Source organism: Devosia insulae DS-56 (assembly GCF_000970465.2).
GTDB classification, from domain to species: Bacteria; Pseudomonadota; Alphaproteobacteria; order Rhizobiales; family Devosiaceae; genus Devosia_A; species Devosia_A insulae.
This window is the reverse complement of sequence record NZ_LAJE02000279.1, coordinates 1-12753: the sequence shown is the minus strand read 5'-3', so window position 1 is coordinate 12753 and position 12753 is coordinate 1. Positions and strand designations below refer to the sequence as shown.

Here is a 12753-nt window from a genome sequence, read left to right as displayed (position 1 = left end):
ACCGCGCTCAGCTACTCGCACATCCCCGATCGCAAACGGCATCCCAATGACCTCCAAGTTGGCAATGCCACCTTGAATCACAGCTCGCCGATGACCCCAAACCACTTCCGTGCATGCCGTAGCCCCGGAGGGGAGAGGGGACGCAGTTTGCACCGACCATGCCACATCGCCCCCTCTCCCCTCCGGGGAGAGGGTCGGGGTGAGGGGCAGCTCAAATTGAAACTTGCTACCCCCGCATCGCATGCCGCCGCCGATGCAGCTCATGCATCCGATCCTGCAGCGCCGGGTCAGGGCCATCGACCGGCAACCCGGGGGCGATGGCGTTGATCGGCAGCCCGTTGACCGGCGAGGGGCCATCGCCCATGGCGGTGCGCCAGTCGGTCAGCTGCGCCGACGAGACGGCGTAGACGATGCGGCCGAGGCCGACCCAGGCGTGGGCGGCCGAGCACATCGGGCAGTGCTCTCCCGAGGTGTAGACGGTGGCGCCGGCGCGCTCGGCGGCGCTCATATTGGCCGACGCCCATTTGGCGATGTCGATCTCGGGATGCCGCGTCGCATCGCCGGTCGATTCCCAGTTGTGCTCCTCGAACAGCACGTCGCCCGCGGCGGAGACGAGGAGCGAGCCGAACGGATCGTTGCCCGAGTTCAGCGCGACTTCGGCGAGTTCGGCGCAGCGCACCAGGTGCTTATGGTCCGTCTCGTTCATCCGCCCTCTCCGGTTCAGTTTTTCGGCCAGTCCCGCCCGTCCGGATAGACCGCCGGGCCCTTGAGCTCGAGCTTGTTGCCCCAGGGATCGAGCACATAGAACGAGTTGCCCATGCCGCGGGCCCCGCCATGCAGGGCTTCGCGCTCGATGCGGACATCGTGCGCCGCGAGGTGGGCGCGCATGGCGCCTTCATCGAAGGGCGAGAGCGCAATGCAGACATGGTCGACATTGCGGCCGCCCTTCACCGGCGGAATGGCGGAGGCGGCGCCGGGATGGGTGATATCCCAGAGGACGATCAGCGCGGCGCCGCACCAGACCTGCTCCATGCCGAGCGTCGGGTAGGAATAGCCGGGCTGGCAGCCGAGCACGTCGGCGTACCACCTGGTGGCTTTCGCGAGATCATCGACGAGGAAGACGACGTGGTCGATGCCCACGAGCGAGAAGGGTGGGCGGGTGTCGGTCATCATTTGTTCCATTTGGCGCGGGCGTCGTCGTCTTCGGTTTTGGCCTCGACCCAGCGCTCGCCCTCGGGAGTCGCTTCCTTCTTCCAGAAGGGGGCGTCGGTCTTCAGATAATCCATCAGGAAGGAGGCGCCGTCGAAGGCGGCCTGGCGGTGCGGGGCCAGCGTCATCACCTGGACGATCGGTTCGCCCACGGCGAGGCGGCCGTGGCGGTGGATCACCGATGCCTTGATGAGGCCGAAGCGCACCACCGCCTCGGCGATGGCCTTGCCGATCTGGGCTTCCGCCAGTTCCGGATAACTCTCGAGCGTCAGCGTGCTGACCGGATCGTCGGGGCGCGAGCGGACGAGGCCGGTGAAGGTGACGGCAGCGCCGGCGCCGGCCGAGGCGGCGAGGAAAGCATTGGTCTCGGCGCCCGGATCGAAGGGCGCCTGCTGCAGGCGGACCGACACGGGTCAGCCGCCGGGCATCGGCGGAAACAGGGCGATGACCTTGGCATTACCGATCGGGGTCGAGTGCGGCACGATTTCGGTGTCGAGCGCCGCCTTGATCAGGCTCGGCTTTTGCATCGCCAGATCAGCCGCTTCGTCGCGATCCCTCAGCCACTGAATCAGGTCGCCGACAGTGATCACCTCGGCCGGCGGCGTGACCTCTTCCTCACCGCGGTTGAGGCGCTCGCGTAGCCAGGCAAAATAGCGGATCTTCATAGTTCGGGTCCCGACAGATGCGGCCAGGTGGAGCGGAGATATTCCCAGCCGGTCCAGACGGTGAGGCCGCCGGCGATCCACAGGAATACGTGGCTGATGAAGCCGAGGCCGAGCAGCATCGGGGCGGCGATGATCAGGCCGAGGGCGACGAGCTGGGCGGTGGTCTTCCACTTGGCGAGGAAGGTGACCGGCACGCTGATCGAGCGGTTGCCGAGATACTCGCGGAGGCCCGAAACGAAAATCTCGCGCAGCATGATGGCGATGGCCGGGATCAGGTCCCAGCCGTTGAGATCGCGGGTCCAGGCGAAGGTGATGAGCAGCGCGCCGACCAGCAGCTTGTCGGCGATCGGATCGAGCATCTTGCCGAGCGCCGAGTTGAGGTTCATCCGGCGGGCGAGGAAACCGTCGAGCCAGTCGGAAACGGCGGCGGCGATGTAGAGCAGCAGCGCCAGCCAGCGCAGCCACTCCCAGCCGGCAACGAGGAACAGGCAGATCACCGGAATCGCGAGGATGCGGCCGATGGTCAGCTGGTTGGGAAGCGTCATCAGTTGCGGCGGAATTTGCATGCCGGGAGAAGACGCTATCGCCGTGGCGCGGTCAAGGCAGGGTGGGGCGGCAGGGTTGCGGGAAGGTTGAGGGCTGGCCGCTGACGGGATGTATCAGCGATCGCCTTCTCCCCTTGTGGTCGCGGGACGAGGGCGCAGCCCTCGCCCGGAGGTGCCCGAAGGGCGGATGAGGGTATCTCTCCGCGCACTCTGTCGCTCGTCGCTTCGCTCCGATCGCGCAACCTTTGGTTGCGGTACCCCTCATCCGGCCTTCGGCCACCTTCTCCCACAAGGGGAGAAGGCGATCGCTGCGAGGTTCGGGTATCGGACTACCGAGAGATCGTTCAGGCCACCAGTTGCCCAGTCACCCGGCGCCGCTCTTCCACGGCTTCGGCCAGCTTTTCCAGCACCTCCACCGTCGAGTCCCAGTCGATGCAGCCGTCGGTGATCGATTGGCCGTAGACCAGCTCCTTGCCGGGCACGAGGTCCTGGCGGCCGGCGACGAGGTTGGATTCGGCCATGACGCCGATGATCCGCTTGTCGCCGGCGGCGATCTGCGCGCCGACTTCGGCCAGCACCAGCGGCTGGTTTTCTGGCTTCTTCGACGAATTGGCGTGGCTGGCGTCGATCATCACCGCCGGGCGGATGCCGGACTTTTCGGCTTCCTTGCAAGTCGCATCGACACTCTCGGCATCGTAGTTGGTCGCCTTGCTGCCGCCGCGGAGGATGATGTGGCAATCGTCATTGCCGGTGGTGGCCGCGATGGCGGAGTGGCCGGACTTGGTCACCGCCAGGAAATGGTGCGGCTGGCTGGCGGATTTCACCGCGTCGAGCGCGATGCGGACATTGCCGTCGGTGCCGTTCTTGAAGCCGACCGGGCAGCTCAGCCCCGAGGCGAGCTCGCGGTGCACCTGGCTCTCGGTGGTGCGCGCGCCGATGGAGCGCTCGGAGATCAGATCTGCAAAAAACTGCGGGGTGGTCATGTCGAGGAATTCGGAGCCGGCGGGCAGGCCGAGATTGTTGATCTCGAGCAGCAACGAACGGGCGAGCCGCAGCCCGTTATCGATGTCGAAGCTGCCATCGAGATTGGGGTCGTTGATCAGGCCCTTCCAGCCGACGGTGGTGCGGGGCTTTTCGAAGTAGACGCGCATGACGATCTCGAGGCTGCCGGCGAGCCGCTCGCGGAGCGGGGCGAGGCGGCGGGCATAGTCGAGCGCGGCCTTGGGATCATGGATGGAGCAGGGGCCGACGACGACGGCGAGGCGGTCGTCGGCGCCGTGGAGGATATTGTGCAGCGCGTGGCGTGAGCTGATCACGGTGCGGGTCGCCGCGTCGGTGCGCGGGAACTCGCGGATCACCTCTTCGGGGGTTCGGAGTTCGCGGATCTGTTTGATGCGCAGGTCGTCGGTGGATTTCAGCATTTCGTCGGCTCCTCGAGGATCTTTGGGGCACCGGCGACAAAAAAGCCGCCAGGTGATCTGGCGGCTTTTTGGGAAATCTTGGTTTGGTGTTTTACGTCAAACGCGCCCCTTCGGCTGCCAGCGGCTTCCGGTGGTAAAATACCAATACGAATAGGCGGCGCGAAGGTTCATGGCCGGGTTTGTAACCGAGCTTTACTGACTTGTCACGAGGCTCAGTTCATCCGTTCGTCGAATATTACTGATCCCCGGCATCCTTGGCGGCCGCTGTCTTGATGGCGGCGAAGACGCGCAGCGCCGCTTCGAAATCGGCGGGGTCGAGGGCGCCGAGCACCTGGCGGCGGAGCGCCATCACATCCTCGTTGACCTCGGCCACCACCTCGCGGCCGCGCGCCGTGAGCGATACCGCGTTGGCACGGCGGTCGGTGGGGTCGGGCTCACGGGTGACGAGACCGGAGGCCTGCAGCTCGTCGATCAGGCGGACCAGCGAGGCGCCTTCGATGCCGATGGCGTCGGCGAGGACGTTCTGGCGGACATTTTCGCCCAGCCGGTCGATCCAGATCAGCGGCGCGGAGGCCGCTTCGGACACGCCATGCTTGGCAGCGACAGCCCGCGCCATCTTGCGCCACAGCCGCCCGGTGAGCAGCAGGTCCCGGGTGAGATCGCGCATCAGGTGTGCAGGATCGCTTGTTGCCATTAGCTAGTATCCTAATTATGCGGGGCTAACTTGCATAGCTCCGATATCGGCATGCGCCTTGCGGGCGTTCGCCAGCGAACAACCACAAATGGGTGGTGCTGGGCAACACCAGGCTGGGGATGCTGGGATACGATCGACGCATTGACGCGCCGATCCCACCGTTGATCTCCCACGCCACAACCCGCATAAGCCGCGGGCGATGACCACCCCCCTGAAGAAGAAACTCGACAACCGCGCGGCGCTGCCTTTGGTGGCGCCGTTCGTCATCGTCTACGCGGCTCTGTTCCTCTACCCGACGCTGCAAATGCTGGCGATGAGCCTGACCGACGGGCAGTTGATCCTGCCGGGCGAATGGGTGGGCCTCAGCAATTACCTGAAACTGTTCCGCGACTGGCGCTTCGGCAACTCGGTGGCCAACACCGCCTATTTCGTGGCGCTGACGGTGGTGCCCGGAACGCTGCTGGGGCTCGGCTTTGCCATGCTGGTGGTGCGGCTCAAGGGGTTCTGGCAGGCAGTGGTGCTGGCGGTGTTCTTCCTGCCCTACATCCTGCCGGTCACCACGGTGACCTCGATCTGGACCTGGTTCGTCTACGGGCCAGGGCAGCTGGTGCTGCCGGATCGGGTGCTCGGGCGGCCGCCATTCGTGTTGCCGATCGCTGCAACCATTACCGTGTGGTGGACGGTCGGCTTCAACGTGCTGCTATTTATGGCGGGGCTGAAGAACATCCCAACTGAGCTCTATGAAGCGGCGAGGCTCGACGGGGCAGGGCGGTGGATGCAGTTCCGCGCTATCACCTGGCCGCTGATCTGGCCGGTGACCGCTCTGGTGCTGACCATCCAGCTGATCATGCAGATCAAGGTGTTCGACCAGGTCTACCTGCTGGTGCAGGGCGGCCGCGTTGATGCCTCGATGGTGCTGGTGCAGTACATCTACACGCTGGCCTTCCAGCGCAACCAGGGCGGCTATGCCGCGACCGTGGCCGTGGCGCTGTTCGTCATCGTCGCCGCGGTGTCGGTGCTGCAGTTCCAGCTGCTGCGGGCGCGCAAATGATCCGGCGACTGAACTTCGCCGGGCTGGTGCTGGCGCTGCTGACGGTGGTCGCGGCAGTCGCCTGGGCGTTCCCGCTGGTCTGGGCAATCCTGACCACGGTGGCGCCAGAGGCGGATGGGACGCCGCTCGATGGGCTGGCGGTTTATGCCAATGCGCTGTTCGGCACGCCGATCGGGCTCTGGTACCTCAACTCGCTGGTGACCTCGGGGACGGTGACTTTGGTGGTGATCGCCATCAGCGCCGCCGCCGGCTACGCCATCTCGCAGCTCGAATTCTGGGGGCGGAAGGCGCTGTGGTACCTGATCCTTGCCAGCTTCATGATCCCGGTGCAGGCGCTGATCGTGAACCATTTCTTGCTGATGAACAGCTGGAAGCTGATCAACAGCTGGGCCGGGGTGATCCTGCCGCAGCTGATCGCGCCCATCGCTGTGATCGTCTACAAGCAGTTCTTCGACAGCGTTCCGAAAGAGCTGAGCGAGGCCGCCCGCGTCGATGGGGCGAGCCATGCGCGGCTGCTATGGAGTATCTACCTGCCGGTCAACTGGGGGGTGACGGCGGCGCTGGCGATCATCGTGTTCATCGGCGCCTGGAACGCCTTCCTGTGGCCGTTCCTGGTGGTGACGAAAGAGCCGCTGATGAATGTCACGGTGGCGATCGGCCAGGTCGAGCAATATCTCGGTGTCGGCGGGCTGGCCGCGGCGCTGCTGGCCGGCTTGCCGGTGGCGCTGGTCTACCTGGTGTTCCAGAAGAAGGTGACCGAGGCGATCATGCTGTCGAGCGGCATCAAGGGCTAGCCACGGATCTGCCACAGGGTTGCCGCCGGACCGCTCGTCATATGAATGTATTATGAACGAAAACGCATGGCTGGGGCGGCTCCGTTGTCCCAACCCCCTGCAATCCTGAACGCAAACTTAACTCTGGTTCGCGCGGCATGCGCAGGGCGCATAGCTCGGGTGCGTAATACCCTACTGGTTGGGTCGGGTTGGCGGCCTTATATCAGCGTCACCAAACAGAAGGGGAAACCAAATGAACATCCGTCAGAAGCTCTCGCAGTTCGCCGCCTACAACCGCACCGTCCGTGAGCTCTCGCAGCTGAGCAACACCCAGCTTCGCGACCTCGGCATCACCCGCGACGACATCAAGTCGGTCGCCCGTACTGCGGTCAACTAAGCAGCTTTCTCAGAGATGAGATGAACGAAGGCGCCCAGTGGGCGCCTTTTGTTTTTGTGGCGGTGCCGGTTACTTGCGCGATGTAGCAGTCGGGAATCCCTCTCCCGCTTGCGGGGGAGGGCAGCCCGACTGCCGGTATCGGCGCAGGGTCCTAGCTGAGGGGCAGATCAAAGATCAGCAGGCCAGGTTCGTCGAGCGGCAGTTGCGCCATCACCTGACCGGTCGGATCGAGAACTGCTGTCGGGCCCCAGGCGACGCGGCCATCTCTTTCGCCGGTGACATCCGACGACATCAGCCACAGGCCGGTCTCGCGGCAGCGCTCGCCGCGGATGGGGTTGTGCTGGTGCTTGAACAGCTCCGCCGTCTCGCGCCGCAGCATGTTGTTGGCAACGCAGAGCAGCAGCGAGGCGCCGGAATTGGCGACTTGCCGCGCTGCTTCGGGGAAGTTGGTGTCGTAACAGATGTTGATGCCGAAGCGCAGGCCGTCGACTTCGAAGCTGGGGCTGTCCGTTCCGGCGGTAAAGGCCCGCTCGGCGCCGAGCAGGTGGGCCTTGCGGTAGCGACCGATGAGGCGGCCGTGCTGCACCACAATCGCGGTGTTGAACAGCTGCCCGCCCTCGAGCTCCAGCATGCCGATGACCAGCATCGGCCCGGTGCGGGGAAGCTGCTCGAGCACCGCCTCAAATGCGCTGGAGCCGAGATCGAGGGCCTGGCGCCGCGCCGCGGCTTCGTCGACCAGGTAGCCCTGCAGAAAGCCCTCGGGGAAGCACAGCAGCGCCGCGCCCGTGGTTTCGGCCCGGGCAGCAAGCTCAGCCACGCAGCGCAAAGCTGCGCCGATATCCTCGCGATACTCGCTGGTCTGGGCGGCGGCGATCCGGACGCTGCGCACGTGTCGATCAGCCGGGGCCGTTGAAATGGTCGTAGATCTGCTGCGCCAGCTGGGTCGAGACCCCCGGCACCTCGGCGAGGTCGGCGAGGGCGGCGCGGCCGACCGCCTTGGCCGAGCCAAAGCGCTGCAGCAGGGCGCGCTTGCGCGTCGGCCCGATGCCTTCGATTTCGTCGAGCGGGTTCCTGATCACGTCCTTCTTGCGCTTGGCGCGATGCGTGCCGATGGCGAAGCGGTGGGCCTCGTCGCGCAGGCGCTGGACGTAGTAGAGCACCGGATCGCGGTGCGGCAGCATGAAGGCATCACGGCCTTCCATGAAGAATTTCTCGCGGCCGGCGTCGCGCTCCTCGCCCTTGGCGATGCCGATGAAGGTCACTTCCTTCTGCAGGTTCAGTTCGGCGATCACCTGGCGTACCGCATTGAGCTGGCCGGCGCCGCCGTCGATGAACACCACATCGGGCCAATCCGGCATGCCGGTATTCTCGTCTTCGGCTTCCGGTTCGCTCTCATTGGCGAGGCGGGTGAAGCGGCGGGTCAGCACTTCGCGCATCATGCCGAAATCGTCACCCGGGGTGATGTCGGTCGAGCGGATGTTGAAGGTGCGATAGTACTTCTTGTTCAGCCCTTCTTCGCCGGCGACGATCATGGCGCCGACCGCATTGGTGCCGGAAATGTGCGAGTTGTCGTAGACCTCGATACGGCGCGGCGGCTCGTCGAGGCCGAACAGCGTGGCGACGCCTTCGAGCAAAGTCTTCTGCGTGGCGCCTTCCGCCAGCTGGCGGCCGAGCGCCTCGCGGGCATTGTTGAGGGCGTGCTGGACCAGGTCCTTCTTTTCGCCGCGTTGCGGCGTCTGGATCGAGACCTTTGAGCCAGCGCGGGCCGACAAGGCTTCCTCCATCAGCTCCTTCTCGCTCAGCTCGTGCGACAGCAGGATCTGCTTGGGCGGGGTGCGATCCTCGTAGAACTGGCCGATAAAGGCCTCGAGCACTTCGGCATCGGAGAGCGAGGCGTCGGCGCGCGGCCGGAAGGCGTGGTTGCCCCAGTTCTGGTAGGCGCGGAAGAAGAACACCTGGACGCAGAACTGCCCGGCTTCGTGGCCGATGGCGAAGACGTCGGCTTCCTCGACCGATTTCGAGGCGACATCGCCCTGCGACTGCACCAGCGCCAAGGCCGACAGACGGTCGCGCAGCAGGGCGGCGCGCTCGAAGTCGAGGTTCTCGGCGGCGACGTTCATATCGGCGGCGAGGTGATCCTGCACCGATTTCGACTTGCCGGAGAGGAACTGCCGGGCTTCCTCGACCAGCTGATTGTAGTCGATCATCGAGATTTCGCCGGTGCAGGGGGCCGAGCAGCGCTTGATCTGGTGCAGCATGCAGGGCCGGGTACGGGCCTTGTAAAAGCTGTCCGAGCAGGTGCGGAGCAGGAAGGCGCGCTGCAGCGCGGTGATGGTGCGCTTGACCGCCAAAGCCGAGGCGAAGGGGCCGAAATAGTGGCCCTTGATGCGGCGCGAGCCGCGGTGCTTTTTCAGCTCGGCGGCTTCGTGCTCGGTGGCGATGAGGATGTAGGGGAAGCTCTTGTCGTCGCGCAGCAGCACGTTGAAGCGCGGCTTCAGGCGCTTGATCAGGTTGGCTTCGAGCAGCAGCGCTTCGGCTTCCGTCTCGGTGCGCACGAACTCCATGTTGCGCGTCGCTTCGATCATCCGGCGGATGCGGATATCGAGGCCTTCGGGACGGGTATAGTTGGTGACACGCGCCTTGAGGTTGCGCGCCTTGCCGACATAGACGACCTCGCCGGCCTCGTCGAACATCCGGTAGACGCCGGGCGAGGGTGGCAGGGTTTTGACGAAGGTCTTGATAACCTCGGCGCCCGAGATTGGCGGACTTGCTGGCGTGGCTGGCAACGAAGGCGTCTCGGTCATTTGCGCCTCGGGGTCGGACCACGGCGGGCCGGCCATTCGATATGCTCGCCGCCATCGAGGACGATCATCTGGCCGGTCATTGCATCGAGGCCGAGGATGGCGGCGACGCCATCGGCAATGCCGTCGGGGCCGGCGGCGCGGCCGAGCGGCAGTTCGGTGAGGCGGCGCAGGTGGGCCTCGGGCGAGACATGCGGCGGCGGCACGGTGGGGCCGGGACCAATGGCGTTGACCCGGATGCGCGGGGCGAGCGACTGGGCCAGGGTGCGGGTCATGGTCCAGAGCACGGCTTTGCTCAGGGTGTAGCTGAAATAGGCGGGCGACAGGTCGAGGACGCGCTCATCGATGATGTTGATGATGTTGCCGGTTTTGCCTTCGGGCAGTTGGGCGGCGAAATCGCGCGACAGGAAGGCGGGGGCTTCGGCGTGGACGGCGAAGTGGGCGTCCCAAAGGGTCTCATCGAGATCGGCGTTGGAGTCGCGCTCGAAGCTCGAAGCGTTGTTGACGAGCAGGGTGAGGGGGCCGAAATGCCTCGCCGCCTCGGCGATGAGGCGGGCGCGCTGGCTGCGGTCGGCAAGATCGGCGCCGATGGTAGCGGCCCTGCCGCCGCCGGCGCGGATATCGGCCGCCCGGATCTCGGTCGCCACGGCCTCGGCCTTTTCGGCCGACGAGCGGTAGTGGATCACCACGGCCCAGCCGTCGCGGGCGAGGCGGCGCGCAATGGCGGCGCCGACGCGGTCGGCGGCTCCGGTGATAAGGGCGACACGGCTGGAATCGGCCGGAATGTGTGCGGGTGCGGATGTCATGAGTCGAGCCGGAAGATAGGGCTTCGCGCTCGGCGGTTCAATTGACGGCTGGGTGGTCGGCGCGCTGCAAGTTGTCGTGCCCGGCCGAGCCGCTGTGAGGCACGTATCGCAAGCAGAGTTGGCGGCAACAATTGCCGGTCCACCCGGATTTCCCCCGCTGCTTCAAGTACGTGCAAGCTTGTGACTACCGACTCTCTGCAATCGGGCGTAACGTCGCACTTGCGAGTTGGGGGCCACTCGGCTTCCCATAAGCTGGATCTGAGGAGCGTCCAATGGAAGCAATTATTCCGATTCTCGTTCAACTGATTGGCGGCGGCGTTGGGGGTAACGGCATCGCGGCCGTGCTGAAGCAGGTCAATCTCGGGCCGGTGGGCAATACCATCGCCGGCGCGATCGGTGGCTGGCTCGGCACCTGGCTGGCCGGCATGATCCCCGGGCTTTCGGGCCTCGTCGGCACTGCGGCGGCAGCAGCCGGCACCGGCGGCATGGATATCGGCGCGCTGGCCGGGCAGGGGCTGACCGGCCTCGTCGGTGGTGGCATCCTGACCACCATTGCCGGGCTGATCAAGAACGCCACGATGAAGAGCAGCTGATCGCTGACGACATCCGCTTCGACGGCGCTTTCAAAACCTGAAAGCGCTCTCTAGTTCCTGTTACTTGCCCCGGGCAGCGCGCCCGGGGCGTTTGACTATGCAGAGTATGTCCATGACTGAGCCCCAAGCCGGGCAACCCCGCCGCCGCGCCGACAATATCGCGCTCGGCATCGGCCTCACCCTTTTGGCCATTGTCATCTTCGGCATCCAGGATGCGGTTTCCAAATCGCTGGTGCAGACGCACTCGCCGTTCCAGCTCGCCATGCTGCGGTTCTGGGCCTTTGCGGCGTTTTCGCTGGTGCTGGTCAGCCGGCAGGGACCGCTGAAACAGGCGTTCCGCTCGAAATATCCGTGGCTGCAGTGGCTGCGGGCGATCCTGCTAGTGGTCGATATCTGGTTCTTCGCCATGGCGCTGAAGACCGTGCCGCTGGCCGAGCTGCAGGCGGTGGTGCTGGTCTATCCGCTGATGGCGACGCTGGTGGCGATCCCGATCCTCGGCGAGAAGGTTGGGCTGTTCCGGCTGGTGGCGGTGTTCATCGGTTTTTGCGGGGCACTGGTGATCGTCCGCCCGGGCGGCCTGCCGATCGATGGCGGGGTGATTTTCGCCATCCTCTCGGCCGCGAGCTATGCGGTCTACATTGCGCTGACCCGCAAAGTGTCGAGCGCCGACACCACGGCGACCAGCATGGTCTATGTCGGGGTGGTCGGGCTGCTGCTGACCACGGCAGTCGGCGTGTTCTTCTGGCAGCCGATGGATCTGAGCGCCATGCTGCAGATGGGGCTGGTGATGGTCACCTCCACGGCGGCGCATGGGCTGATGATGGTGGCCTTGTCGCGCGCGCCGGCCAGCACCTTGCAGCCATTCAACTATTTCGCGCTGCCCTGGGGCATTTTCCTCAGCTACCAGGTGTTTGGCCACCTGATCGACCCGGTGTCGCTGATCGGCGGCGGCATCATCGTCGGCGCCGGCCTGGTGGTGATGGGGCGCGAGCGGCATCTGAGCCGGCTCGGGCGACGGAGTGCGGTGACGGCGGCGGAAGAGGAGACGCTGCCGCATTGAGGGGGTTTTCGCCGGCTGTGCCTGTGGCCCCACCCCCTCCGAGCTGCGCTAGGTCGCTACGCTCCCAAGCTTCGCTTGCCCCCCCATCAAGGGGGAGGTGGGTCTTGTGCTTTTAGCACGTCCTTGCCCCAAGCACCGGCCGGCACCTCCCCCTCGATGGGAGGGGGTGGGGCCATACGTACCAGCCCTTGAATCCCCGAGCTCTCAGGGACATCTGATGCACAACGGGCGCTGACGCCCTGGACGAGGGGATTGGCCGATGGTTGTGCTGCTGGAAATCGTGCTGGTGCTGGGGCTGATCGGCATTGTCGGCAGCTATTTCTTCCGCGGGCGGCGCGATGCCGAGCGGCAGGAGGTGATCGAGCGGCGCGTCGAGGCCTATATGCAGACGATCCGGCGCGAAGGCGGTAGTTCCGAGCTGGCGGCAATGGGCGATCTCGAGCTCAAGGACCTGCTGCTGTCGAGCGCCCGCAACCTCAGGGTGCAGGCCGAGCGCAAGTGGTACACCCTCATCGGTGGCGGCGCGGCCGCGGTGCTGGCGGCAATCGCCATCGGCACCGAAGAGGGAACACGCGGCTTCGGCATCGTGCTGCTGGTGGCGGCGCTGGCGCTCTACGGGGTCAACGAGTTCATGGGCCGCCGCATGCGCGAGCCGCTGGTGGCACGGGGGATCGACGTGGAGCGGCTGCGGGTGGAGTAGTTCTTGAGGAGATGCAACTGACAGGCCGGTGTAGGAAG

16 protein-coding genes are annotated in these 12753 nt (G+C 65.6%); 6 read left to right on the top strand and 10 right to left on the bottom strand.

The features are described from left to right. Window positions 1-226 precede the first annotated feature (226 nt). The 7 genes from VW23_RS19520 to VW23_RS19490 all read right to left on the bottom strand — a co-directional run bounded on the left by VW23_RS19520 (window position 227) and on the right by VW23_RS19490 (window position 4534). On the bottom strand, window positions 227-706 hold the full coding sequence (locus tag VW23_RS19520) for a nucleoside deaminase (RefSeq protein ID WP_069911210.1): 480 nt from the start codon (window positions 704-706) through the stop codon (window positions 227-229). Between the two features lie 14 nt (window positions 707-720). Beyond that, a complete protein-coding gene (locus tag VW23_RS19515; protein ID WP_069911209.1) occupies window positions 721-1170 on the bottom strand; it encodes a VOC family protein in 450 nt (149 codons plus the stop codon). Beyond that, the gene (locus VW23_RS19510) at window positions 1170-1619 is read right to left on the bottom strand and encodes a molybdenum cofactor biosynthesis protein MoaE (protein WP_069911208.1); all 450 of its coding nucleotides are present in this window, start codon (window positions 1617-1619) and stop codon (window positions 1170-1172) included. The genes VW23_RS19515 and VW23_RS19510 overlap by 1 nt, the downstream gene beginning before the upstream one ends. Before the next feature lie 3 nt (window positions 1620-1622). Beyond that, window positions 1623-1874 carry a MoaD/ThiS family protein gene (locus tag VW23_RS19505; protein WP_069911207.1) on the bottom strand — a complete coding sequence of 84 codons (252 nt, stop codon included), beginning with the start codon at window positions 1872-1874 and terminating at the stop codon, window positions 1623-1625. Next, a complete protein-coding gene (gene pgsA, locus VW23_RS19500; RefSeq protein ID WP_084646324.1) occupies window positions 1871-2419 on the bottom strand; it encodes a CDP-diacylglycerol--glycerol-3-phosphate 3-phosphatidyltransferase in 549 nt (182 codons plus the stop codon). Before pgsA ends, VW23_RS19505 begins: the two co-directional genes overlap by 4 nt. 344 nt (window positions 2420-2763) lie before the next feature. Beyond that, a complete protein-coding gene (locus tag VW23_RS19495) occupies window positions 2764-3840 on the bottom strand; it encodes a 3-deoxy-7-phosphoheptulonate synthase (RefSeq protein ID WP_069911205.1) in 1077 nt (358 codons plus the stop codon). A gap of 235 nt (window positions 3841-4075) precedes the next feature. Then, a complete protein-coding gene (locus VW23_RS19490) occupies window positions 4076-4534 on the bottom strand; it encodes a MarR family winged helix-turn-helix transcriptional regulator (RefSeq protein ID WP_069911204.1) in 459 nt (152 codons plus the stop codon). 199 nt (window positions 4535-4733) lie between these two features. On the opposite strand from VW23_RS19490, the gene VW23_RS19485 reads away from it, so the two are divergent. The 3 genes from VW23_RS19485 (at window position 4734) to VW23_RS28330 (ending at window position 6755) form a co-directional block, all read left to right on the top strand. Further along, window positions 4734-5585 carry a carbohydrate ABC transporter permease gene (locus VW23_RS19485; RefSeq protein ID WP_069911203.1) on the top strand — a complete coding sequence of 284 codons (852 nt, stop codon included), beginning with the start codon at window positions 4734-4736 and terminating at the stop codon, window positions 5583-5585. Then, on the top strand, window positions 5585-6379 hold the full coding sequence (locus VW23_RS19480) for a carbohydrate ABC transporter permease (protein ID WP_176730442.1): 795 nt from the start codon (window positions 5585-5587) through the stop codon (window positions 6377-6379). The genes VW23_RS19485 and VW23_RS19480 overlap by 1 nt, the downstream gene beginning before the upstream one ends. Window positions 6380-6611: 232 nt before the next feature. Further along, window positions 6612-6755: a DUF1127 domain-containing protein gene (locus tag VW23_RS28330; protein ID WP_082434123.1), complete on the top strand. Its 144-nt coding sequence runs from the start codon at window positions 6612-6614 to the stop codon at window positions 6753-6755. 151 nt (window positions 6756-6906) lie between these two features. Here the strand turns inward: VW23_RS28330 and VW23_RS19475 are convergent, their stop codons facing one another. The 3 genes from VW23_RS19475 to VW23_RS19465 are packed head-to-tail and all read right to left on the bottom strand — an operon-like array spanning window position 6907 to window position 10362. After that, window positions 6907-7644, bottom strand: a complete 738-nt coding sequence (locus tag VW23_RS19475; protein ID WP_069911201.1) for a carbon-nitrogen hydrolase family protein — start codon at window positions 7642-7644, stop codon at window positions 6907-6909. Window positions 7645-7651: 7 nt separating this feature from the next. Further along, window positions 7652-9595, bottom strand: coding sequence for an excinuclease ABC subunit UvrC (gene uvrC / locus VW23_RS19470; protein ID WP_084646323.1), 1944 nt, complete (start codon window positions 9593-9595; stop codon window positions 7652-7654). Next, window positions 9556-10362: an SDR family oxidoreductase gene (locus tag VW23_RS19465; RefSeq protein ID WP_069911200.1), complete on the bottom strand. Its 807-nt coding sequence runs from the start codon at window positions 10360-10362 to the stop codon at window positions 9556-9558. The genes uvrC and VW23_RS19465 overlap by 40 nt, the downstream gene beginning before the upstream one ends. Window positions 10363-10634: 272 nt before the next feature. Between VW23_RS19465 and VW23_RS19460 the strand changes: the two genes are divergently transcribed. The 3 genes from VW23_RS19460 (at window position 10635) to VW23_RS19450 (ending at window position 12715) form a co-directional block, all read left to right on the top strand. After that, entirely contained in the window at window positions 10635-10955 is a 321-nt protein-coding gene (locus VW23_RS19460; RefSeq protein ID WP_069911199.1) for a hypothetical protein, read from the top strand. A 112-nt stretch (window positions 10956-11067) separates the two neighbouring features. Further along, window positions 11068-12015 carry a DMT family transporter gene (locus tag VW23_RS19455; RefSeq protein ID WP_069911198.1) on the top strand — a complete coding sequence of 316 codons (948 nt, stop codon included), beginning with the start codon at window positions 11068-11070 and terminating at the stop codon, window positions 12013-12015. 259 nt (window positions 12016-12274) lie between these two features. Beyond that, the gene (locus VW23_RS19450; protein ID WP_069911197.1) at window positions 12275-12715 is read left to right on the top strand and encodes a hypothetical protein; all 441 of its coding nucleotides are present in this window, start codon (window positions 12275-12277) and stop codon (window positions 12713-12715) included. Window positions 12716-12753 lie beyond the last annotated feature (38 nt).